General features: G+C 44.9%; 23 protein-coding genes. 9 read left to right on the top strand and 14 right to left on the bottom strand.

The annotated features are described in order from the left end of the window. Positions 1-19: 19 nt before the first annotated feature. The 3 genes from ABIX36_RS11595 to ABIX36_RS11585 all read right to left on the bottom strand — a co-directional run bounded on the left by ABIX36_RS11595 (position 20) and on the right by ABIX36_RS11585 (position 5,632). The gene (locus tag ABIX36_RS11595; RefSeq protein WP_348082325.1) at positions 20-3,085 is read right to left on the bottom strand and encodes a TAT-variant-translocated molybdopterin oxidoreductase; all 3,066 of its coding nucleotides are present in this window, start codon (positions 3,083-3,085) and stop codon (positions 20-22) included. 41 nt (positions 3,086-3,126) lie between these two features. Continuing rightward, complete coding sequence (locus ABIX36_RS11590; protein WP_348082324.1) at positions 3,127-4,398, bottom strand: cytochrome c3 family protein; 1,272 nt, start codon at positions 4,396-4,398, stop codon at positions 3,127-3,129. Between the two features lie 253 nt (positions 4,399-4,651). Beyond that, positions 4,652-5,632, bottom strand: a complete 981-nt coding sequence (locus ABIX36_RS11585) for a deoxyhypusine synthase family protein (RefSeq protein ID WP_294950190.1) — start codon at positions 5,630-5,632, stop codon at positions 4,652-4,654. Positions 5,633-5,746: 114 nt separating this feature from the next. On the opposite strand from ABIX36_RS11585, the gene ABIX36_RS11580 reads away from it, so the two are divergent. Then, positions 5,747-6,883 (top strand): polymerase, encoded by a 1,137-nt coding sequence (locus tag ABIX36_RS11580; RefSeq protein ID WP_348082323.1) that lies wholly within the window; start codon positions 5,747-5,749, stop codon positions 6,881-6,883. Between the two features lie 103 nt (positions 6,884-6,986). Here ABIX36_RS11580 and ABIX36_RS11575 read toward each other — a convergent pair whose 3' ends face one another. Together ABIX36_RS11575 and ABIX36_RS11570 are read right to left on the bottom strand one after the other, a co-directional pair. Beyond that, entirely contained in the window at positions 6,987-7,601 is a 615-nt protein-coding gene (locus ABIX36_RS11575) for a hypothetical protein (protein ID WP_348082322.1), read from the bottom strand. Between the two features lie 4 nt (positions 7,602-7,605). Then, positions 7,606-8,391, bottom strand: coding sequence for a class I SAM-dependent methyltransferase (locus ABIX36_RS11570; RefSeq protein ID WP_348082321.1), 786 nt, complete (start codon positions 8,389-8,391; stop codon positions 7,606-7,608). 54 nt (positions 8,392-8,445) lie between these two features. Here ABIX36_RS11570 and ABIX36_RS11565 point away from each other — a divergent pair, with 54 nt between their 5' ends. From ABIX36_RS11565 to ABIX36_RS11545, 5 genes are all read left to right on the top strand, one after another. Beyond that, positions 8,446-9,318 (top strand): transglutaminase-like domain-containing protein, encoded by an 873-nt coding sequence (locus ABIX36_RS11565; RefSeq protein WP_348082320.1) that lies wholly within the window; start codon positions 8,446-8,448, stop codon positions 9,316-9,318. 149 nt (positions 9,319-9,467) lie between these two features. Beyond that, a complete protein-coding gene (locus tag ABIX36_RS11560; RefSeq protein WP_348082319.1) occupies positions 9,468-10,997 on the top strand; it encodes a histidine kinase in 1,530 nt (509 codons plus the stop codon). A gap of 4 nt (positions 10,998-11,001) precedes the next feature. Beyond that, positions 11,002-11,682, top strand: a complete 681-nt coding sequence (locus ABIX36_RS11555) for a LytTR family DNA-binding domain-containing protein (RefSeq protein ID WP_348082318.1) — start codon at positions 11,002-11,004, stop codon at positions 11,680-11,682. A gap of 70 nt (positions 11,683-11,752) precedes the next feature. After that, entirely contained in the window at positions 11,753-11,983 is a 231-nt protein-coding gene (locus ABIX36_RS11550; protein WP_348082317.1) for a hypothetical protein, read from the top strand. Then, positions 11,976-12,380, top strand: a complete 405-nt coding sequence (locus tag ABIX36_RS11545) for a putative toxin-antitoxin system toxin component, PIN family (RefSeq protein WP_348082316.1) — start codon at positions 11,976-11,978, stop codon at positions 12,378-12,380. The genes ABIX36_RS11550 and ABIX36_RS11545 overlap by 8 nt, the downstream gene beginning before the upstream one ends. Here ABIX36_RS11545 and ABIX36_RS11540 read toward each other — a convergent pair. From ABIX36_RS11540 to ABIX36_RS11525, 4 genes are all read right to left on the bottom strand, one after another. Further along, on the bottom strand, positions 12,369-12,707 hold the full coding sequence (locus ABIX36_RS11540; protein ID WP_348082315.1) for a DHCW motif cupin fold protein: 339 nt from the start codon (positions 12,705-12,707) through the stop codon (positions 12,369-12,371). The two genes, ABIX36_RS11545 and ABIX36_RS11540, sit on opposite strands and share 12 nt — an antisense overlap. 107 nt (positions 12,708-12,814) lie before the next feature. Next, positions 12,815-13,729: an alpha/beta hydrolase gene (locus tag ABIX36_RS11535; protein ID WP_348082314.1), complete on the bottom strand. Its 915-nt coding sequence runs from the start codon at positions 13,727-13,729 to the stop codon at positions 12,815-12,817. A gap of 193 nt (positions 13,730-13,922) precedes the next feature. After that, positions 13,923-15,015, bottom strand: a protein-coding gene (gene prfB / locus ABIX36_RS11530; RefSeq protein ID WP_348082313.1) for a peptide chain release factor 2 whose coding sequence is annotated in 2 segments (ribosomal slippage) — positions 13,923-14,954 and positions 14,956-15,015 — 1,092 coding nt in all. Because the reading frame shifts where the segments join, the coding sequence is not laid out codon by codon here. Positions 15,016-15,265: 250 nt separating this feature from the next. After that, positions 15,266-15,703: a hypothetical protein gene (locus ABIX36_RS11525; RefSeq protein ID WP_348082312.1), complete on the bottom strand. Its 438-nt coding sequence runs from the start codon at positions 15,701-15,703 to the stop codon at positions 15,266-15,268. A gap of 262 nt (positions 15,704-15,965) precedes the next feature. On the opposite strand from ABIX36_RS11525, the gene pgi reads away from it, so the two are divergent. Beyond that, on the top strand, positions 15,966-17,612 hold the full coding sequence (pgi, locus tag ABIX36_RS11520; RefSeq protein WP_348082311.1) for a glucose-6-phosphate isomerase: 1,647 nt from the start codon (positions 15,966-15,968) through the stop codon (positions 17,610-17,612). A gap of 102 nt (positions 17,613-17,714) precedes the next feature. On the opposite strand, the gene ABIX36_RS11515 is transcribed toward pgi, so the two are convergent. From ABIX36_RS11515 to ABIX36_RS11500, 4 genes are read right to left on the bottom strand one after another with little or no spacing between them, the layout of a single operon-like run. Further along, a complete protein-coding gene (locus ABIX36_RS11515) occupies positions 17,715-18,089 on the bottom strand; it encodes a DUF805 domain-containing protein (protein ID WP_348082310.1) in 375 nt (124 codons plus the stop codon). 46 nt (positions 18,090-18,135) lie between these two features. Then, positions 18,136-18,501, bottom strand: coding sequence for a DUF805 domain-containing protein (locus ABIX36_RS11510; RefSeq protein WP_348082309.1), 366 nt, complete (start codon positions 18,499-18,501; stop codon positions 18,136-18,138). Positions 18,502-18,542: 41 nt separating this feature from the next. After that, complete coding sequence (locus ABIX36_RS11505; RefSeq protein WP_348082308.1) at positions 18,543-19,112, bottom strand: dihydrofolate reductase family protein; 570 nt, start codon at positions 19,110-19,112, stop codon at positions 18,543-18,545. Between the two features lie 9 nt (positions 19,113-19,121). Beyond that, positions 19,122-19,688, bottom strand: coding sequence for a dihydrofolate reductase family protein (locus tag ABIX36_RS11500; RefSeq protein WP_348082307.1), 567 nt, complete (start codon positions 19,686-19,688; stop codon positions 19,122-19,124). Between the two features lie 160 nt (positions 19,689-19,848). On the opposite strand from ABIX36_RS11500, the gene ABIX36_RS11495 reads away from it, so the two are divergent. Further along, on the top strand, positions 19,849-20,835 hold the full coding sequence (locus tag ABIX36_RS11495; RefSeq protein WP_348082306.1) for a helix-turn-helix domain-containing protein: 987 nt from the start codon (positions 19,849-19,851) through the stop codon (positions 20,833-20,835). Positions 20,836-20,999: 164 nt separating this feature from the next. After that, positions 21,000-21,878, top strand: coding sequence for a CPBP family intramembrane glutamic endopeptidase (locus ABIX36_RS11490; RefSeq protein ID WP_348082305.1), 879 nt, complete (start codon positions 21,000-21,002; stop codon positions 21,876-21,878). Between the two features lie 79 nt (positions 21,879-21,957). On the opposite strand, the gene ABIX36_RS11485 is transcribed toward ABIX36_RS11490, so the two are convergent. Continuing rightward, positions 21,958-23,037 (bottom strand): glutaminyl-peptide cyclotransferase, encoded by a 1,080-nt coding sequence (locus ABIX36_RS11485; RefSeq protein ID WP_348082304.1) that lies wholly within the window; start codon positions 23,035-23,037, stop codon positions 21,958-21,960.

Here is a 23,037-nt window from a genome sequence, read left to right as displayed (position 1 = left end):
TATAAATCTCTTGTAATAATTAAGCCTGTAATTCTGATAATGTGTTCCTTACTTTTACCTGGTAACCAATGCCTGGTTTCACGTTAAGTTCTTCCAGTACGTAGTAAGTCCTTTCGCTGTTCAAAGCTTTTGAAACTTCAGAGTTAGGATCGTTACGGTTACCGAAAACAATAGCGTTTGCAGAACATGTTTGCTGGCAGGCAACTTTAACCTCACCGTCAGCCAACGGGCGTTTTTCTATCTTGGCCTTTAACTTACCGGCCTGGATACGCTGAACGCACATCGAGCATTTTTCCATTACCCCACGGAAACGGGTGGTAACATCCGGATTTAATACTAATTGCGTGTGTTCGTTGCTCAGATAGTTATCAAAGCGGCTATCGTTCCAGTAGTTGAACCAGTTGAAGCGGCGTACTTTGTACGGGCAGTTGTTTGCGCAGTAACGTGTACCAACGCAACGGTTGTAAGCCATTTGGTTTAAGCCTTCGCTTGAGTGTACAGTAGCCAATACCGGGCATACAGTTTCGCAAGGTGCGTGGTCGCAGTGCTGGCAAAGCATAGGCTGGTGAACTACCGATACGTTCTCAAAGTCTTTCAACTCATCAATCTCTTTCTCCTTGGTAACGTTTAGTTCGCCCTTACCGTTATCATAGCTATAGTAGCGGTCGATACGGATCCAGTGCATTTCGCGGCGGCGGCCAACTTCGTCTTTACCTACAACAGGGATATTGTTCTCAGCGCTACATGCTACAACACAGGCGCCGCAACCGGTACAGGCGTTAAGGTCAATAGCCATAACCCAATCGTACACAGGGCGTGAGTGACTTGCATCATCTACGCTCTTTTCCCAAAGGTCATATTTCTCGTGCTCTTCGTCTTTACCACTGCCCGCAGCTGCGTTCTTTTTGTATTCGGTAAAGGTTGCTTCGCGGATCACATTACGGCCCTCAAAAGAGTGGTGCGTTTGCGTTTGCGAAAGCGGGAATATATCGCTTGTTACATCTACAGATACCGCAGAGGTAGTTTGGAACGTACCATTAAGCAGGTTGTAGAAAGGGTATGCATTTTTACCAACGTTGTTACCAACAAGGCCTGCTGCAGTACGGCCATAACCTACGGCTACTGATACTGTACCCCTTGCCTGGCCCGGCTGTGATAATACCGGTAAGCTTACCGAATATCCGTTAACACTTTTTATAGTTACCACCTGGAACTCATCAAGACCAAGGTCTTTGATATCAGATGGCGACATAGCCGCAAAGTTATCCCAGGTAACCTTAGTTACCGGATCTGGCAGCTCTTGTAACCATGGGTTGTTTGCTTTTTTACCATCGCGCATGGCTGGTGTTTGGTACACCTGTAATTCGTATTTGCCACCCGCAGCAATTTTACCGCTTTGGCTTAATATGGTTTGCGCAACGGCGTTAAGGTCTAAAGCAAAACTGTAGGTACCTGCTGCAGCCGGTGCCGCGTTAATAAAGCCTTTTTGTAAAAGGGCCTCCCAACCAGCCTGGCCGGCTAAAGCGCCTTTGGCTAATAAGTTGGTTTCCCAGTTGGCTCTTAAATAAGTGTAGTAAGTTTTAACCGCGTTATCGCTCCACAGCAACAAGCTTTCTTCGGCCTGGCGGGTGTTGTTAACCGGGTTGATAGTTGGTTGTACTACGGTGTAGTAACCTTCTATCGCGCTATCATCGCCCCATGATTCCAGGTAGTGGAGGTTAGGCGCAACCGCGTTACATAAAGCTGCGGTTTCGTCGTCATGATCTGAGAACGTTACTTTAAGGCGAACCTTTTTAAGCGCAGCCTCAATATCTTTTGCGTTGTAATAATCGTAAGCAGGGTTGGCATCCAGAAATAAAACCGCATCTACCAAACCAGCTTTCGCATCAGCTACAAACTTGGTCCAGTCGGTATCGTTACCGGCATACTGGCGTGATGGGTTATCCAGATCGATAGTAGTACCGTAGCTGCCCAACAATGAGTTGATGGCGTTTACCAGTGTTTGAACCGATACATCGTTTGAACCGGCAACAACCAGTGATCTGCCTTTTGCTGCTAAAAGCTCTTTGGCTACTAATACGATCGCTTTATCGGCATTCGCGTTAGTTAATTTTTTAGAACCCGGTAAAGAAGTACCAGATAATGCGTTGTATAAGTTCATCAGCGCGATACCATCCTCAGAAGGTTTTATCGGCATACGAACGTCTGCATTGGTACCTGTCAGGCTCATCCCGCTTTCAAACTGGATGTGGCGCGACATTTTCTTTGCTTCCAGGGATTTGTTATTCCTGTTTTTAACGTATTGTGATGTAAATTCCTCGCCAGAGATCCATGTTCCAAGGAAATCGGCACCAAAACTTACAATTACATCAGCTTTATCAAAATAGTAGTGCGGCAATACGGCTTTACCAAAGCTGTTTTTGTTTGCCTGGATAATACCTGTGTAAGATACTGCATCATAAGTAACATGGCTTGCAGTAGGGAATGCGGTAATAAAATCAGCAATAACAGCTAAAGTAGATGGGCTGTGTACGGTTGATGATACAATGCTTATTCTCTTGCCACCGGCTTTAATAGCGGTAAGCTCGTCCTTAACAAATTTATCAAGTTGTGGCCAACCGGTTGGGTTGCCATTTAACTTAGGGTCTTTTACGCGGCTGGTATCGTACAATTCAAGTACCGAAGCCTGCGCCTGTGCACTTAAACCACCTTTTGATAATAGGTCACCAGGGTTACCTTCCACCTTAATTGGCCTGCCTTCGCGGGTTTTTACAAGTATCGCGCTGCCTTCGTATGTTGATGAATAGTAGTTAGCGATACCCGGGGTAATTTCCTCAGGTTTTACAAGGTATGGTATAGATTTATGCACCGGCACCTTTTGGCAAGCCGCCAAAGTAACCGCACCCACACCAAAGCCCAGCGCCTTTAAAAAGTCGCGGCGGGGTGTTTTTGCAGACAACCCTCCTCCGCTTAATACCTCTTCAATAGGGATCGGCTCCGCAAACTCGTGTTTATTTTTCTCAACAAATTCTGGCGTTCTGTTTAGTTCCTCTAAACCTTTCCAGTATTTTTTATTGCTATCCATTTAAGCTATATAAACTGTAATGTTAAGTTCTATTTCGTTTATTAATAATGGCACTTGGCGCATTCTATACCGCCTAATACATCAACCGTAGGCTTTTTGCCTTTTTTAATAGCATCGTGCAGCGCAAGTATCTTATCGTAGTAACCGTTTCCTTTGTAGTTAACGTTGGTACGTTTGTGGCACTGTATACACCATTTCATGGTAAGCGGTGAGTATTGGTATACTTCCTGCATTTCCTGAACCTCGCCGTGGCATTTCTGACATTTGATGGCACCAACAACAGTGTGTTGTGAGTGGTTAAAGTAAGCCAGATCTGGCAGGTTGTGGATACGCACCCACTGTATAGGATGTGCTTTTGTAGTATCGTATTTCTGGGTTTGCGGATCGTAACCCAAAGCATCATATATCTTGTGTATTTCCGGAGATTCGGTTTTAACGGCCTTGTGGCAGTTCATACAAACGTTTAACGATGGTATAGACGCGTTTTTAGATTTGAACGCACCGGTGTGGCAATACTGGCACTCCAGTTTCATGGTACCTGCGTGCAGTTTATGCGAGTATTTGATAGGTTGTACCGGTTGGTATCCCTGGTGAACGTTAGTGTTCCACATGGTAACCCAGCTCCAGCTGCCCATTGCAATGGTACCGCATAGCACGATGAAGAAAACAAGTTTTTTATTCTTCAGCGCTTTTTTAACTACCGCTAATCTGTCGCCTTTTACTTTTTCTTCGGTTTCTTCTTCCTCAACCAACAAACCCTTGTTGCTCAACAACAAACGCTCGAGTGTTGCAATAACCTTGTTTAAAACAAGTATTACGATGAAGGCGATAAGGATAACACCTATCAAACCAAAGATAACCAGATTGCTTGGACCTGCATCGGCAGCAGCGGCATCGCCACCTGCTGGCGCTTTAGCTTTATCAGCCTGAATTTTTTTCCAGTCGTCGCGCACATAAGCTATAACGTTAGCCACATCCGCATCAGCAAGTTCGGAAAAAACCGTCATGCCTGCCTGGTTGTACTCGTTATAAATTTTGAGTGCTTTAGGGTTTTTTGCAGCAATTAATGCCTGGTTGTTCTGGATCCACTTGGTTAGGTAAGCGTCATCCGTTTCCTGTGTAAGCTGAGGGCCTAAGGCTGGACCGGTCATGCGCACGTCTATTTTATGACATGCTGTACATTTGGCTTTAAAGATCGCTTCCCCTTTTGCTGCATCGGCCTGAGCGTTCGCAGTAAGCCCGCAAAGCGCAATACCCGCAACCAGCAAAACCGACTTTGAGAACTGTTTAAGAATCAATGAGATATTTCTCATAAAGTGTATTTATGCTAAATAATTATAGTGTTAATGAGTTAAACTGACGTAACGATGTATGTTTTAGCCATTTTTTCAGCCACAAAAGTAAAATTTATTAAGGGATAGCTGACAAATTAGTGACAGTAATATCTAATTTATAATCGTTCTAAACAAATGCAAAAAGCCCTTTATCGTGTGTAAAAAAGGCTTTTTTAAACAATGGTTAAAAAATTACCGCCCAATTATTTTTTGATTTTTTTCAAAAAAATAATTATTGTTTTAATATCCAGGCAAAAATGAGTGGTGCAACAATGGTTGCGTCAGATTCTACGATGAATTTTGGCGTGTTGATATCCAGTTTACCCCACGTTATCTTCTCGTTTGGTACAGCACCTGAGTATGAGCCATATGAGGTGGTAGAATCAGAGATCTGGCAGAAATAGCTCCAGAATGGGATCTCCGGCATCTCCATATCCTGGTAAAGCATCGGCACTACGCATATAGGGAAATCGCCTGCAATACCGCCACCTATTTGGAAAAAGCCAATGCCTTTACCGGTTGAGTTTTCGGGATACCAGCCGGCAAGCCAGGCCATGTATTCAATACCGCTTTTCATGGTGGTAGCCTTCACTTCGCCTTTTATAACGTACGATGCAAAGATATTACCCATGGTAGAATCTTCCCATCCGGGCACCACTATTGGCAAATTCTTTTCGGCAGCTGCCAGCATCCAGGAGTTTTTAGGGTCTATTTCATAGTATTGCTCCAGCTCGCCGCTTAGCAATATTTTGTACATAAACTCATGTGGAAAGTAACGCTCGCCCGCTGTATCGGCATCCTTCCAGATCTTGTAAATATGTTTCTGCAAACGGCGGAAAGCCTCTTCCTCGGGGATACAGGTATCCGTTACACGGTTGTAGTGGTTCTCTAACAGGTCCCACTCATCCTGCGGGCTCAGGTCGCGGTAGTTGGGTACGCGTTTGTAGTGCGAATGCGCTACAAGGTTCATGATATCCTCTTCCAGGTTGGCGCCTGTACAGCTAATGATATCTATTTTACCCTGGCGGATCATCTCGGCAAGCGAAATACCCAGCTCGGCGGTACTCATGGCACCACCCAGGGTAACCATCATTTTACCGCCTTCGGTAAGGTGGGTTTCGTAGCCTTTGGCTGCATCCATTAACGCCGCTGCATTAAAGTGCAGGTAATTTCTTTCGATAAATTGCGATATAGGGCCTCTTTCTGTGCTCATATTTATTTATGCTGATTATTTTGCAAAAGTAGGTATTTTGAGCACAACAGAATTTTAAATTGAAAATTGGTTAAAACAATGCTTAAGCTTTACCTTTAGCGTCACTACTACCTTATGAAAAAACTCATTATCGCGCTATTTTTAACGGCCGTTTTACAACCCGTGTTCGCGCAAAACAGCTTCCTGCCAAAATTCATCCGTAAGATGTATTTTGATAAAGACACCAGCAAAAAAAACAGTTTTGTAATACTGCCTGTTTTAAGCACCGCGCCCGAAACCGGCTTAGAGCTTGGTGGTGCCGGCTTGCTCTCTTTTTATACCGATACCGTCAACCGAAACACCCGGGTATCCAACATATTTGCGTATGCTACCGTTACTACAAAAGGGCAAAGCCGCTTTAGCCTGAGCACCAATTACTGGACACCCCAAAACAAATACCATTACATAGCAGCCATCTCTTATATCAATTTCCCCTTTGATTTTTATGGAGTAGGCAACAATACTTTAAAAAGCAATGCCGACAGACTGGGCCTGAAACGCTTTAAGCTCGCCATGTCCGGCGAAAAAAAGATCTCGCAAAGCCTGTACATCGGCCTTGTTGCGGGCGGGTTTGATTACCGATTTACCGATGCAGACAAAACAGGCGTATTTGAAACCGACCCAAGCATTGAAGGCCGCCACGGCGGAACAACTATTTACGCGGGGCCAACCCTTATTTTTGATAGCCGCAACAACAACACCTATACCACCAAAGGCGCGGTAATCACCAGTTATCTCGATCTGATGAAAGGCGTAGGCACCAACAGCAGCTATTCGGGTGGGCTATTAAATATCGAGTACGCGCAGTTTTTCTCGTTAAGCAAGCGCCTTGTTTTGGGTTTTAACGCGCAGGAGCAAAGCCTTACAGGCAGCCAGTCGCCATTTTATTTGATGCCTGCCCTGGGCAGCGACGAAATAATGCGCGGCTACTACAACGGCCGTTTCCGCGACCGCAACCTCATAGCCGCCCAAACCGAACTGCGTTACCGTATCGGTACCCGCATTGGCATAGTGGGCTTTGTAGGCACCGGCCAGGTATGGAACAGTACCTTTAGTTTTGATGAACTGAAACCCAATTACGGCGGCGGCCTGCGCTATTTTTTTGATACGGAGAAAGGCTTAAGTATCCGCGTAGATTACGGCGTTGGCGAGAAACGCGCTAATGAACCAAGGTTGAGCGGAGTTTATATTGGTTTGGGGGAAGCGTTTTAGTTTTATCAGCTTATGATTCATAGATCATGGTTCATGGTAAAGGCAATGACACATTCCCAATTCATCTAACCCCTATTTAAAGTTTTCCTTATCCTGTTAATAATCAATCAATTTTAATCGAATTGATCTTCGTACCGGGCGGTAGATCTTTTATTTGGTTATATATTTGGTCATGTATATGCCAATGAACATCTAAATCAGATACTTCATACTCTTCTAAAATATCTTCGCCACCTAATAACAATGAGTTTTTTGGCGTGAGGCATTCATCATAATTAAGACCAGGAACCTCAGCCCACTTAAGTGCCTCTAAAAACAAATCGTCCGAAAGCATAGCATCGGTATCATCAACCAGATCATTTTCATGAAACAGCAAAACGTTTTGCCCCAATTCAAAATCTTCGCCGGATGAAGGGTCGAACATATATAGCTGCTGAGTATTTTGCTTGTTCATACAAAATTGCCTTCCCATCCAATCGAAACCAAAAGGGACGATTAGGTCCCTATACGCTATAAAGTAATCTTCAATATTTTTAGCCCAGGTTAAACTGCTTTCAAATGTATGTATACGGTATAATCCATTGCTTATGGTTATCCCTCCATATAAATTTATCACCTCAAATACCGGCTCCGGAAAACTGCTTTTGTAGGGTTGCAAGTCATTGCTGACTTTGCTTTTGGATACAATTCCGAATTTATTTTCAAATTTCTTCAACATACTATCATACCCTTATTTTAAAATCTTCCTTCACCCTACCTGTTTTAAAAAACACCAATCCTATCCAAAACAAATCGACTGTTACGGTTACCTGTGGGTTGGCCTTTATCTGTGCCCAGGCTTGTTTCATGCCCTCGCTCCAATAAATATCGTCAAATATCAGCATGGTGCCTTCGTGCACTTTGGGCAGGCATTGCTCAAAGTAATTAAGGGTTGCTACACGCTGATGGTTGCCATCGATGTATACAAAATCCAGTTGCTCATGCTTGCCTAAAACGCCTGCAAGGGTGTCATCAAAATTGCCGGTTACCAGGTTCACATCGTGCAGGCCGGCGCTCTTAAATACTTCTTTGGCTACTTCAGCTGTTTCGGGGCAACCCTCCAGGGTATAAACTTTTGCATCGGGTGCTGCCTGATGCAGGTATAGGGTTGTAATGCCCAGGCAAGTGCCCAACTCAACAATGCTTTTAGGCTTTACAAAGGCTGCAAGACGGTGTAACAATTGCGCCAGCTTTGGAGGTTTAAGCGCGTTGATGGTGATATCGCTTATCTTTTTTTGGCTATTCTTATTCACCCGGGAACCGGCGCCAAGGTCGGTAACGGTGATAATGCGGTCATCAATCAGCAGGTTATCGCGCTCTTTTTCTATTTTGTCGTAGGCGGGTTTGTGCTTGCGGTCGTAAATAACTTCGTCAACCAGTTTGTAAACAAACGGAGAGTGCAAACCATGACGGTTTTTTGACGTAAGCCTGTGAAACAAGAAATCTTTTGTGAACGTTAGATTAGACATCGGTTTAAATTGGCGTAAAAGTATACAAACTTTAGTATTTTAGCGGATAGAGACATGATAAATCCAACAGAAGTAAACTCCCTGATCAGACTGCTCGACGATACCGACGCGGAGGTATACGAACATGTACACCAAAAGTTACGTTCTTATGGTACTGAGGTTATCGAATATTTAGAAAGTGCGTTCGAACAGGCGTTTGATGCTATTCAACAAGAGCGTATTGCTAATTTGGTTCACGAGATACAATTCAGCACGGTAAAGAATGATCTGCAGTTGTGGTTTCATGGCGGGGCGTTCGATCTTTTGCAGGGGATCCTCATCATTAACCGGTACCAATACCCCGACCTGGATGAGCAGAAGGTAATTAACCAGATAGAAGCCATTAAACGCGATATATGGCTGCAGATGATGAACGAAGCCAGCCCCGTAGAACAAATAAAGCTGATGAACCATGTGTTTTACAGCATCCATGGCTTTAGCGGCAACACCACCAACCACCGCGACCCGCAGAACAGCTACATAAGCCAGGTGCTGGAAAGCAAGAAGGGCAACCAGATCTCGCTGGCTATTATCTATTCCATCATCGCCCAAAAATTGGATATCCCGGTATACGGCGTAAACCTGCCGCAGCACTTTATTTTGGCCTATATGGACGAGAGCCAGGAAACCGAATTTGAAGGCGGCATCCTGTTTTATATTAATGCTTTTAACAAGGGCTTCATATTTGGCAGGCGCGATGTAGATATGTTTTTAAAACAGCTGAACCTGAAATTCGATAAGCAATTTTACGAGCCCTGCTCTAACGCCGATATTATTAAACGCGTACTGCGCAACCTCATCAGCGCCTACGAACATGCCGGCGCAGCCGAAAAGGTGGATGAGTTGAATGAACTGCTGGGGATATTGGAAGCCCCCCCCGCCCCCTGAAGGGGGAGCTTTTGATTTGCTTGAGGTCATCAACTTTGGTTCCCCCTTCAGGGGGTTAGGGGGCTTCACCCCATTTTTTCGCCCTTTCGTCCCATTTGTTTTAGCGGCATATTTGTCGGGGTTATCTTGCGGCATAATTTTATATCAACATGATCACCCTTATCCAAAAACCTGTCGACATTAAAAAAATAGAACTCTGGGGAGCCGGCCTTATTTACGGTTTTGTGTTACTGTTGCTAATTGCACGGGTAGCAGATAGCAATGTAAACGTGGTATGGACGCCTTACCGCTACATGTTTGAGGAATACCACCTGCACTACTCCTACTCCAAATATTTCTTCTTCCCTATGGTGGCGCGGTACACGCTTTACTTTTTTTCGTTCCTACTTTGGAATTTTGTCATCATTCCCTCGCTGATAGAAAAACGTAAAACCACCTTAATGGTCATATTGGCCGTTACGCTCTTTGGGGCGATATGGCTGTTTTGCGGCATTACCGATACCTGGCTTAAAGGCTATTTGTTTTACCACAAATCGCCGGAATATGTGTACAACCTTGTGTTTAAAACAAACCTTATTTACGCCATATGGGTAACCATGATGCTTACGCTTTATAGCCTGATAAAGCATGTGGCGAATTACTTGCTCAACAATACCGACCGGATCCAGTCGGAATACAAAATGCTCACCCGCGATAGCATTGTTGCCCTGGTACTTTGGATGTTACTAATATTTGGGCTGTTGCTGATTGATGCCAACATGGATGTTATCAGCCTGTTTTTCCTTACCATACCCGTGGCAATAGGCTTGCATGCCATTTCTACTTATAGCCTTATCCCGGCTACGCTTGCCAAAGGACACCGCTTTATGCATTACTGGACCAAAGTATTTATAATGGTTGCAGCGGTATCCATTCCCGCCGGATTCATTTTGGCGGTAGCCTTACGGCGACACGAAGCTGTTGTTATCTCACTGGGCTTTAATGCCATTTTTCAACTTTTGGTAACTACTGCATTCTCATGGATCACTTACAAGCGCCGCATGGCGGGCACTACCGAACTGCTTAACCTGAAAACAGCGCTCGGCAACTCTGCGGCCAACCTGGATTTTTTGCGTTCGCAGATAAACCCGCACTTTTTATTTAACGCGCTAAACACCCTTTACGGCACCGCCATACAGGAAAACGCCGACCGCACCAGCGAGGGGATTCAGCGCCTTGGCGATATGATGCGCTTTATGCTGCAGGAGAACATGCACGAGAAAATACTGCTTACCCGCGAGATAGACTATCTTAACAACTACATCGCCCTGCAAAAGCTGCGTACGCAAACCTCACCGGATATTAACATAGATGTGCAGATAGAAGATCATATACTGGGCCTGCAGATCGCCCCAATGCTCCTTATTCCGTTTATAGAGAACGCTTTTAAACACGGCATCAGCCTGCGCGAGCCATCGCACATTAAAATAACGCTGCAAACTAAAGAGAACACGCTGTATTTTGATGTGCATAACAGCATCCACATCCGCCCGGATAATGACCCTGAAAAAGGCAAAAGTGGCATTGGCCTGGTGAATGTAAAGCAACGGTTGAAGCTGCTTTACCATAACAAGCACGAACTGATCATTCGCGAAAACGCAAGCGAATTTTTTATACATTTAACCATTAATCTGGCCTGATATTTTGATAACCGCTGTAGCCATAGACGACGAACCTTTAGCCCTTGGAGTGGTGCGCTCCCATGCGGCTAAGGTTCCGTTCGTTGATCTGAAAGCCGAATTTACCGATGCCTTTAAAGCCATGGAATACCTGCAGCACAACCCGGTGGATCTGTTGTTTTTGGATATTAAGATGCCCGATATCTCGGGTATCGACCTGCTCGGCTGCCTTAGCAAAAAACCGCTGGTGATATTCACCACGGCCTATACCGAGCACGCCGTTACCAGTTTTGAGCTGGATGCTGTGGATTACCTGCTCAAGCCATTCTCGCTGGCACGGTTCACCAAAGCCTGTAATAAAGCTTACGAGCTTTACAACTTCCGCAATGCCAAAGAAGATAAAAAGGATTACCTGTTCCTAAAGACGGGGTACGAGCAGGTGAAAGTAATGTTCGACGACATCTGCTACCTGGAGGCTACCGGCAACTACGTAAACTTCGAACTGAAGAACAAGCAACTCCTCTCCCGCATGACGATTTCCGAAGTGGAGAACCTGCTCCCTGCAGAGCAATTCATCCGCATCCATCGCTCATTCATAGCTGCAGTAAACAAAGTGGAGAAAATAGAGCGCCACCAATTGGTGGTAAACGGCGCGGTGCTGCCTGTGGGGAGTTCGTATTATCAGAATATTTTGCTGGTTAAATAGCCCTTTACAGACTTTAGATTTGATTAAAAATTGAGTAAATTTGTTATTAACACAATTAATAAAGCATAAGATGGAAAGAATAGTGTTAGAAGTTGATGATGCAGCTGGTAAGTTTTATCGGACATTTACTGATGAAGATAAGATCAGATTTCAGGAGTCGATTAGCATAATGTTAAAAAAGTCTATAAACGACTTGAACTTTGACACATACATGCTCAAATTAGACAAATTGAGCGATCAGGCTGTGAAAAATGGCCTAACTCAGGAAAAATTAGATGAATTGCTGAATACGAATGATTGAATTATTTGTATTCGACACCAATAGCTTGATTAGTGCATATTTGTTGCGTAACTCTATCAGCAGGCAGGCCTTAAGAATGGCTATTAAAAAGGGAATCCTGGTCCATTCTCCTGCAACATTTGGAGAGTTTGTTGAAACTTTCTGCCGACCAAAATTCGATAAATATTTGCCTTTGAGTGAAAGATTGGATTCGATTGCAGATTTAGAGCAAACAAGCCAATTTATGACCGTCTCAATCAATATTAATGCTTGCCGAGATCCTAAGGATAATAAATTTCTCGAACTCGCGGTAACTTCAAAGGCTGCTTGCCTGATCACTGGCGATAAAGATTTGCTTGTACTTAATCCTTTTAACGGGATTCCAATAGTCACAGCCGCCGAATTTTTACTTCTTTAAAAAATCCCCATCCACTATCAAAAGCTTCACCCCATTTTTGGAGATCGACCGGTGCGAACTTGCATCGTCCGAAACTACGTAGCTCATCCCGGCAGTTAGGGTAAAGAAGTCGCCGGTTTCCAGCTCGCTTTCAAACTCGCCTTCCAGGCAGTGAACAATGTGTCCTTTCTGGCACCAATGGTCGGCAAGGTAGCCGGCGGTGTATTCTACTAATCTTATTCTCAAACCAGGTAATTGCAGCACCTGCCAAAAGGATGTACCTGTGGCGCCGGGGTGCTCTTCTTTAGGGATGTTATCCCATTGGATGGTTTGGAAGGGGATATGCATGAGTATCGGATTATATCGTTCTTTTAGAGGGTTATCGTATAACACACCCCTAACCCCTCTCAAGAGGGGAACTTTAACTCCCCCTTCAGGGGGCTGGGGGGCTCCGTTTATTTCTTCTTCAACCAGCCATTCACATCCATCCATGCTGCGGCCCAATCAAACCATTTCTCTTTGGTGGTAGGGTTTGGCATCCCGAAACCGTGACCGCCGTTTTGGAAAAGATGCATCTCTACTTTTACTTTGGCATCCGTTAAGGCCTGGTATATCATCAGGCTGTTCTCTACCGGTACCGCGCCATCGTCCTGGGCATGTATTAAAAATGTGGGTGGTGTGTTTGGTGTTACCTGTTTTTCGTTGGAGTACAGATCTATCAGCGCTTGCGACGGGTTTTTACCGATCAGGTTATCCCTTGAGCCGGTATGGCCCTTTGGCCCGAAAGTGATTACCGGGTATATCAGCATCATAAAATCCGGCCGAACGCTGATGTTATCCTTGTTCTCAATAACCACTTTATCAAAATGTGTACCTGCCGTTGATGCCAAATGCCCGCCTGCAGAAAAGCCGATGATACCTATGCGATTAGGATCCACACCCCATATAGCTGCTCCCTGCCTTACTATTTGTATAGCACGCTGGGCATCCTGTAGGGGACCGATGGTTTTATCGATCATGATCTCATCTGTAGGCAGGCGGTATTTCACCAGGAAGGCGGTAACGCCAATGTTATTAAACGCTTTTGCAATGGCCATGCCCTCGTGGTTGTTAGCCAAACCGCCATATCCTCCACCCGGAAATATAACTATGGCTGCACCGTTAGCCGTGCCTTTTTCGGGCAGGTAAGGCGTAATGGTGGGTATGCTTACCTTGGTTATCCAATTATTGCTGTCGGTTACTTCAACATAACCGGCTGGTGTCGGTTTGGAATTTGGCACCCCTTTAGGGTACAAAGGCATAGGGCTTTGCTGGCTGTAAGCAGTAAAATTAATAGCGGTCAAAATGAGGGCGGTTAAGATGTTCTTCATAAAAAAATCCACAGAATTGGTTGCGGCAAGTTACAAAACCTGAAATAAAAAACGATACTGTGTTGTACAGCATCGTTTTTTAAATAGTCTCGTCTAATGGAACATGTTTCAACACCCCATTATAAAGTAGCCGTTGACCAAAGTCGCCAACTAAGCAAGTGGGGTGCTTTGTCCAAACCTTCTTTATCCAAACTTAACTTTTCGGCCCGCCAAATTCCATCAGGTACGATTTTAAAAACTCGTTCAGGTCGCCATCTAATACGGCGGCGGCATTGGAAGTTTCATGGTCGGTACGCAGGTCTTTCACCAATTTGTACGGGTGCAGCACGTAGTTGCGGATTTGCGACCCCCACTCAATTTTCTTTTTGTTGCCTTCTACCGCGCTCGATGCTTCGGCACGTTTGCGCATTTCGGCCTCGTATAACTGCGATTTCAGTAAACGGATAGCGTTCTCCTTATTCTGTAATTGCGAACGCGACTCCTGGTTTTTAATGATGATGCCCGATGGTTTGTGATATAAACGCACGGCGGTTTCCACCTTGTTTACGTTTTGCCCACCCGCACCACCGGCGCGGAAAGTTTCAAACTCAATATCGGCATCCTTTACATCTATCTCTATGGTATCATCTACCAGCGGATAAACATACACAGATGCAAACGAGGTATGGCGTTTGGCGTTAGCATCAAACGGAGATACGCGTACCAAACGATGTACTCCGTTCTCTCCTTTTAAGTAACCGTAAGCAAAATCGCCTTCCAGTTGCAGGGTAACAGTTTTCACACCGGCCACATCACCCGGCTGGTAGTCCTGCTCGGTAACTTTGTAGCCGTTTTTGTCGCCCCACATAATATACATACGCATCAGCATAGCGGCCCAGTCGCAACTTTCAGTACCACCGGCGCCTGCGGTAATTTGCAGCACCGCATGGAACTGGTCCTCCTCGGCGCTAAGCATATTTTTAAACTCCAGTTCTTCCACGGCGGTTACCGCGGCTTCAAACTGTTCTTTCATTTCTGCCTCGGTAGCATCGCCACCCTGGAAAAATTCGAACAATACGCCGGTATCGTCAACTACCGATACTACTTTTTGGAAAGCGTCGGTCCATATTTTTTTTGTTTTGATGGAAGCGAGGACTTTTTCCGCCTCTTTAGGATGATCCCAAAAATTGGGACCAATGGTTATCTCCTGTTCCTGGTGCAACGCATCGAGTTTGGTATCGATGTCAAAGATGCCTCCTCAGGGAAGTTGTTCTATCCCTTAAATCCTGAATATTTTCTTTGGTCATGGAGCAAAGATAGTTAAAGTTGCAGAGAAGTTAGAAAGGTTAAGAAGGGTTAAGAGAGGTTGAAAGGGTTAGAGAAAAGTTTGGAATATTCTAAGAACCCAGGGGAGAGTATGACAAGTTAAATTGCAACTTTTCCAACTATTAACATTTCTAACCCTTTCAACCTCTCCCAACCGTTACAACTTCTCCCCCACAAAAAAGCCTGCATTGAATTAACAAAGCAGGCTTCATATGTAAGAGTTTAGTTTGTTTAAGCTATTTTAAGCTGGGTTAAAAGCATACCCATATCGGCAACGTTGCCGCTTATTTTCGATAGCAGGGTATTTAAAGCGAACTCTTTATTTTGCTCGGTTTTGCTTTCGCGAATTAATTCCTGCATCACCGGGCGTATCAATTCATTGGAAATGCGTTTTGCATCGGCCGAACTGATATCGTAATACTTGTCCAGCTTTATAGCAAATTTATTAACCGCACTATTGATAAGCGGATTATCATACGCACCAGCAAACTGGAAATATTTTACCAGGTCTTTTAACTTACCACTTTCTATCTGCGCCTTTATTACTTCTATTATCGAACTCGACGCATCGTTTATGACCGATTCGTGAAATTTTGGTGCAATTAAAGGGTTGTCTATAACAGCCGTCCCGGCGTTATTTTTAACAAGCAAATACAGTTTTTCAAACATGGCGGTAAGTTTTAAATAGCGTATTGAGGATTTGGCGACAAACAAGATATTTATTTATCAACCAAACAAATATATCAAATAATTATTCCAATAATAAAAAATAATTGATAATTATGTTAAAATAATGACAATTTATAAAGTGTAAGCCTAACACTATGTTCAATGTGTTGAAACGACACAAAATCACACTGTTAAGCCATAATTTCATTTTTTATTTACTGCCCTAAATTAACTTGTTACTTTTACCAAAAATTATTCCATTATGCTGCCATCTACCGATTTTACCGCCACCCAATCGTACAAATATTTAACCGATCATTATATCGACATTGTATCAAAAAATCTGAAGGGTCTTTTTGACGCTGATGCCCAACGTTTTGAAAAATTCTCGCTGCAGTTTGAGGATATCCTGCTGGATTATTCAAAAAATCGCATAGATGAGGAAACACTTGCCCTGCTCATACAACTGGCACGGGAGTGTGGTGTAAATGATGCAATTGCTGCCATGTTTTCTGGGCAGGAGATCAACGTTACCGAAGGCCGCCCTGTTTTGCACGTTGCCCTGCGTAACCGTAGCAATACCCCAATTTTGGTAGATGGTAAAGATGTAATGCCCGATGTGAACCGTGTACTGGACCAAATGAAGGCTTTTAGCGAGGCCATCATTAGCGGTAGCTGGACAGGTTATACCGGCAAAGCAATCACTGACGTCGTAAACATCGGCATCGGTGGTTCTGACCTGGGGCCGGTGATGGTTACCGAAGCATTAAAAGCCTATAAGAATCATCTCCATCTGCACTTTGTATCAAACGTAGACGCAACCCATATTGTTGAAACCTTAAAAACGGTTGACCCGGAAACTACCCTGTTCCTCATCGCATCAAAAACATTTACCACACAGGAAACCATGGGCAACGCCCACAGCGCCCGCGACTGGTTCATAGCAAACGGTGGTAAAGACGAAGATGTGGCTAAGCATTTCGCGGCACTATCCACCAATAGCGAAGGCGTTGCTAAATTCGGTATCGATACCAAAAACATGTTTGAGTTTTGGGACTGGGTTGGTGGCCGCTACTCGCTTTGGAGTGCCATTGGCCTCTCGATAAGCCTGAGCATTGGTTTTGATAATTTTATAGAACTGTTGGATGGTGCCCATGCCATGGATAACCATTTTAAGTCGACCGAGCTGGAAGAGAACATTCCGGCTATACTGGCTTTAGTTGGCATCTGGTATAACAACTTCTTCGAATCGGAAACGCAGGCCATTTTGCCTTACGACCAATATATGCACCGTTTTGCAGCTTATTTCCAACAAGGCGACATGGAGAGCAACGGTAAGCACGTAGACCGCAACGGCAAGCATGTAGATTATTCTACCGGCCCTATCATCTGGGGTGAGCCGGGCACCAACGGGCAGCACGCGTTTTACCAACTGATACACCAGGGCACTAAGTTGATCCCTTGTGATTTTATAGCCCCGGCACAATCGCATAACCCGCTTGGCGAACACCACCCTATGCTGTTATCCAACTTCTTCGCCCAAACCGAGGCGTTGATGAATGGCAAAACCGAAGAGGTGGTTATTGAAGAATTGAAAAAAGCGGGAAAATCTGAAGAAGAAATAGCCAAGATAGCACCGTTTAAAGTATTTGAGGGTAACCGCCCAACGAACTCCATATTGGTTAAATTAATCACACCACGTGCTTTAGGTTCGCTGATTGCTATGTACGAGCATAAAATATTTGTGCAGGGCATTATCTGGAACATCTACAGCTTTGACCAATGGGGCGTTGAGTTAGGCAAACAACTTGCCGGCAAAATATTACCAGAATTGAAAGGCGACGAACCGGTTAACTCTCACGATTCATCTACCAATGGTTTAATTAACCAGTACAAGGCCTGGAGGTAAGTTTCAGTTTGCGAGTCCCCCAGCCCCTGAAGGGGGCGTTTTGAAACGCTTATTGATTTTCACTTGCTGATTGCAAATGATGATCAATAAGCGTTAGTTATTTTAATATTGCGGGTCTTCGGGCCGGCGATAGTCATAGGGTTTGTCATACGCCTCATCTACGTCTTCGTACGGCGCTTCTTTAGGGTCTTTGCCGTATTGATTTGGACCTGTCATGCCCTTTTTAAATATCAACCATAGCAAGTAGAAAGGGATTAGCTGCCACCAGCCGCTTTTATCAATATCGTGGCAACGCTTGGCACCCTGGGCTGCTGCAAACCAAAGCATAGGCGCCACAAGCATCATGGCAACAGCGCCACCGCCTCGCCCTTCATCCATGCCCCATATAAAGTAATAACAAAACAAATATGCTACACAGCTAATGGCGTATTCCGCGCGCCGGATGCGGCCACTGAATGAAAAGAGATTCCTGAGCATAGCGATTGATTAAGGCCTTCTAAAATACTATTTCCTGCAATTGCAATCAATAGTTTGGATTACCTGCATCTTGTGGGCCCGTTGGGCCTTTATAGGTATAGTTGGGGTAGTTATTGTCCTTGGGGTTTTCGCCGTATTGATTAGGGCCTATTTTGCCATCCTCAAGCAGCAGCCAAAAGACATAAAACGGTATTAGTTGCCACCAGCCGCTGTTCCCCAAATCGTGACAGCGTTTTGCCCCCTGCGCAATTCGGAACCAAAACAGTGGGAAAAGCGCTAAAAGATAGATGCTGTGCCCATGTTTACTTGCCTGCGATGCAATAAAAATAAGTGCGAAAAAATATCCCAGCAAGCTATAGCCATACTCCTTTCGCCTGATGCGGCCGTAAAATACAAATGGGTTGGTAAACATTGCAGCTTGTGTTAGGTTGCCCTAAAGTACAAAATAGTTACTCATATCTGCAAACCTGCTTTGTAACTCATCAACACCACACCGGTATCAAAGGTGGTTTTGCTTGTAAATTGCAACGGGGTGTTGGTTTTAAACAGCGGCCTCCCTCCGTGTATCACTACCGGATGTACCCAAAGCCTGTATTCATCTATCAAATTCAGCTCATTTAATGTGGTAACAATTTTACCGCTGCCATAAACAAGGATGTCTTTACCGCTTTGGCGTTTCAACGCCATAACTTCCTTTGCAATGTTTTTTGCCATCCGGCTGTTTTGCCAGGCCGTGGTTTTCAAGGTCCTGGAGAAGACGATCTTAGTATAGCCATTAATCATCTCCGTAAAATCGGCATCCTCTCTTGCGTCAAACATATCACGGCCTTTGGCTATCCAATATCCGGCCATTGCCTGGTACGTTATCCGCCCAAATAAAATAGTATCGGCTTCGCCTAAATGTGCCGACGTTGTTCGCGCCATGTCCTCGCTCCAACGGCTGTAATGCCAGTCGAGTTCACCATCAGGCCCGGCCATACAACCATTCAGCGTTACATTCATCGATACGATTACCTTCCGCATCGGCATTGCTTATTTTTCTGCCGGGTTATAAACCAGCACATTTATACCGCAGGGGAACGACCGCGTCTCCACCAGCTTCAAATTCAATCTGTCTTTCAAGTCGTTATATATCGTCATCCCCTTGCCTATTACTACCGGGTTCACAAAAATGTGGTACTCATCTATCAGGTTATTTTTAATCATGGCCGATGCCAGCCGTGCGCCGCCGTAAACCATAATATCACCTCCGGGCTGGTTTTTAAATCGGCATACCTCTTCCGTTATATCACCGGTGGCAAGGGTAGTATTCTCCCAGGGATTCTCCGTCATGGTTTTGGTGAACACAACTTTGGGGGTGTTTACCATTTTCTCAGCGCCATCTTCGGGGCCGAATTCTGTTAGGCGCTGCTCCCAAACCGGGATAAAACCTTCTGCAAGTACCCTGCCGAGGATGATGAGATCTACCGGCTCGGTTATGGCGGTAACATATTCTTTCAATTCGTCGTCCCAGTTCCAGGTCATCCAATCCATTTCACCCTCAGGCCCGGCAACGTAGCCATCGAGGGTTACCTGTATCTGAAATTTTATCTTTCTCATTTGTTTTTATTTACACATCAAAGGTATGGCAACATTGCCCGCCTGCAGCGGTGCAAAAAAGACTTTTAACGGGCGCTTTGCGACTTTAGCAGTAATTGCGATTATTTTGTAATTTGCCAATTGTATATTTAACCAATATCATAAGCAATCGCCACAAAAAATGAAGCACGTATCTATCCTCATTACCAACGACGCTGTTTTAGCAAGCATTGCCGATCCGCGTATTATGTTTACCGGCGTTAACGATTTTTTGGCCGCAGCAGGTAAACCGCCCATGTTTAAAGTACAACTGATAGGGTTGGCCAGCGAGGTACGCCTGCATAGCGGATTGTTTTCGGTGCATACAGATGCTTTGCTGAAAGATGTGCCAAAAAGCGACATTGTTATTATACCTGCAATGGGTGGCGATATGGCAACAGCCATTAAGCGCAACGAAGAGTTTTTACCATGGATAGCGCAACAATATAGCGGTGGCGCCGAGGTAGCGAGTTTATGCGTTGGCGCGTTCCTGCTGGCCGCCACGGGCCTGCTTAACGGTAAAGAATGTAGCAGTCACTGGCGTTTTGCCAACCAATTCAGGGAGATGTTCCCGCAAGTTACGTTGGTGGATGACAGGATAGTTACCGAGCAGCAGGGACTTTACAGCAGCGGCGGCGCAACCTCCTACTGGAACCTGCTTTTGTACCTGGTAGAAAAACATGCCGGCCGAGAAATGAGCATTATGGCGGCAAAAATGTTTGCGCTGGAGATCGACCGGAAGAGCCAGTCGCCCTTTATTATGTTTAACGGGCAAAAAACGCACGAAGATGAACCCATAAAAAAAGCCCAGGAGTTTATAGAGGCCAATATTACCGAACGCATTTCGGTGGAGTACCTTGCCGATAAGTATGCCATTGGTAAACGTCATTTCGAGCGCAGGTTTAAAAAAGCAACCAATAACACACCTGTAGAATATATTCAGCGCGTTAAGATAGAAGCCGCTAAAAAGCACCTGGAGAGCAGCAGAAAAAACGTAAACGAAGTGATGTATGATGTAGGCTACACCGATACCAAGTCGTTCCGTACGGTGTTTAAAAAGATAACGGGGCTATCGCCAATAGAATATCGCAATAAGTACAACACCATTACGGTTAAATTAGCATCATAAAACTACTGCCAGCGCCTAATTACACCGGGAATTTATTAATTACGCTGGCAACCCTTTTAGGCATCATAATTCATTTGTTTAAAAGAACTTATAAACAGATATTTACCGACAGCAATATAAACCCATAAGGCAACCTACTTGCACCGATTAAAACTAAACGTCAATTGAAAGCATTCGTAACCAAGTATTCTGTTTCCTGTTTTATCGGGCTTGCGTTTGTTATTTCGCTGTTGATAGGCCTGCCGTTGAAGATCTTCATACTAAATGATGTTTTTGCCGGTTCGGAAATTGGCTTAAGCTATTGTTCAAAAATATTAGTGGTTTTTGGGCCGGCAATGGCCGCTATTATTGTGAGCTACTTTACAACGGGTAGCGCTGGTGTTAGAGCGTTGCTGAGTAAATTACAACCGTATATAGAGCACATTATTTGGTGGTTTGGATTGCCTTTTGCCGGTTTAGCTATTACAATCGTCGGTTTTATGGCAGCGGGTTTTACATTTAGCCAGTTGGTAGCCATGGTTACCAGCGTTAGTCCGTTGTTGTTGCTCATGCACCTTGGCGGCGCTGTTTTGTTTATTGGCTTGGGTGAAGAATTGGGCTGGCGGGGATGGCTGCTGCCAAAACTCGCCGAAGGCCGCCCTTTAAAACATGCCATGCTGATGGTTTTTGTAGTTTGGGCACTGTGGCACCTCCCGCTGTTTTTTGCCGGATGGCGGGTAGCAGTTCCTTTCGTTATAGCCGTTTTCGCATTATCCGTAATATTTACCTGGCTGTGGGACCGCGTAGGCGGCAACGTATTTGTACTGGCCATAGCCCATGCCTCCGTAGATTTCCCTGAAGCTTTTTTTGAAGGACGCATAGGCCCCGGCCACGACGCCCAAATACTCAATGGCTGGACCGCAATGGCGGTTATATATTTAATTATTGCCGGCTGTATTTACCTGGCGCGCAAACAGCAGCTGGAAGTTGTGCTGAAAAAACCTAACGAAAGGCTTCTACCTGGCGAGCCGAAGGAAAAAACTATTACGGAAGTGATGGAGTAGCGCTACCGCGCTAATAGAAGTCAGGTGCTTCGGATCGAAACAGCCTTTTTAAAGCAAACTGCTACCGCCCAACTGCAAACTACTTCTTAACAAACTTTACCTGGAACAACTTATCCCACTTTTTACCGGTTACAAAAATGCGGCCAGTGGCTTTATCATAAGCTATACCGTTTAACACATCCGCGTTGGCATTGCGGCTTGCTTCAGGGTAAAGCGCCTTCATATCTATCTTTTGCAGCACAGCACCGGTTTTGGGGTCTATCACTAAAATATCGTCGGTTTGGTAAACGTTGGCGTATAACTTGCCGTCTATCATTTCCAGTTCGTTCACCTGGTTTATTGCACCTTTATCATCGTATACATCAATATACCCGGTTTGGCGGTAGGTATCTTTATCTAAAAAGAAGATGCGGTTGGTTTTATCGTCCATGTACAGCTTTTTACCGTCGAAGGTCATCCCCCATCCTTCTATACCCACATTGTTATCAAATGTACTGAGCAGCTTAAAGGTATCTTTATCATATACAAAGCCTTTCTTTTCCAGGTAAGTAAGCTGGATCAGTTTATTGCCAACTATAGAGATCCCCTCGGCAAACACCTTTGGGTCTATCATGATCATTCGTTCAGCTTTTCCGGTTTGCAAGTTCACCTTTTTAAGGCGCGACTGTGTTTCTTTCGATTGCCCCGGCGGAGGATCCAGATAACCGCCGCCACTTTCGTACAGGGCACCATCCTGGTAAAGCAAACCCTCGGTATAGGTAGCTGTATCGTGCGGGAACACCTTCTCTACCTTAAAAGTTAATTCTTCGGGGGCTTTTGCTGCCAGCAATACAATGTTGGTGGTAAACTCCTGCGCCTGCCCTGCATGGTAAACCTTGGCTGTTATTACGCGGGCACCCAAGATCAGGGTATCCGTTTTAAGCGTTATAGCGGTCGAGTCTTTAGACGAGCCTATCCGCGTGCCATCCATTACATACACAACCGAGTCGGGCTTTATATCCGCCGGATATTTTACGCTGAAACTTACCGGCTCGCCAGATTTATAGGTTGTGCCTGCATCGGGGCTAACGGTAATGTTATCATCTTTGGTGTCTTTACAGCCGTTGCACCCGCAGGCCAGCAATGCTATCACGGCAAAGTAGAGTAATCTTTTATTCAT

Origin of the sequence: Mucilaginibacter sp., from assembly GCF_039925265.1 — a bacterium.
In the GTDB taxonomy this organism is placed as follows: domain Bacteria; phylum Bacteroidota; class Bacteroidia; order Sphingobacteriales; family Sphingobacteriaceae; genus Mucilaginibacter.
Note: the sequence above shows the minus strand (reverse complement) of the source record. Positions and strands in the feature narration are given on the sequence as shown.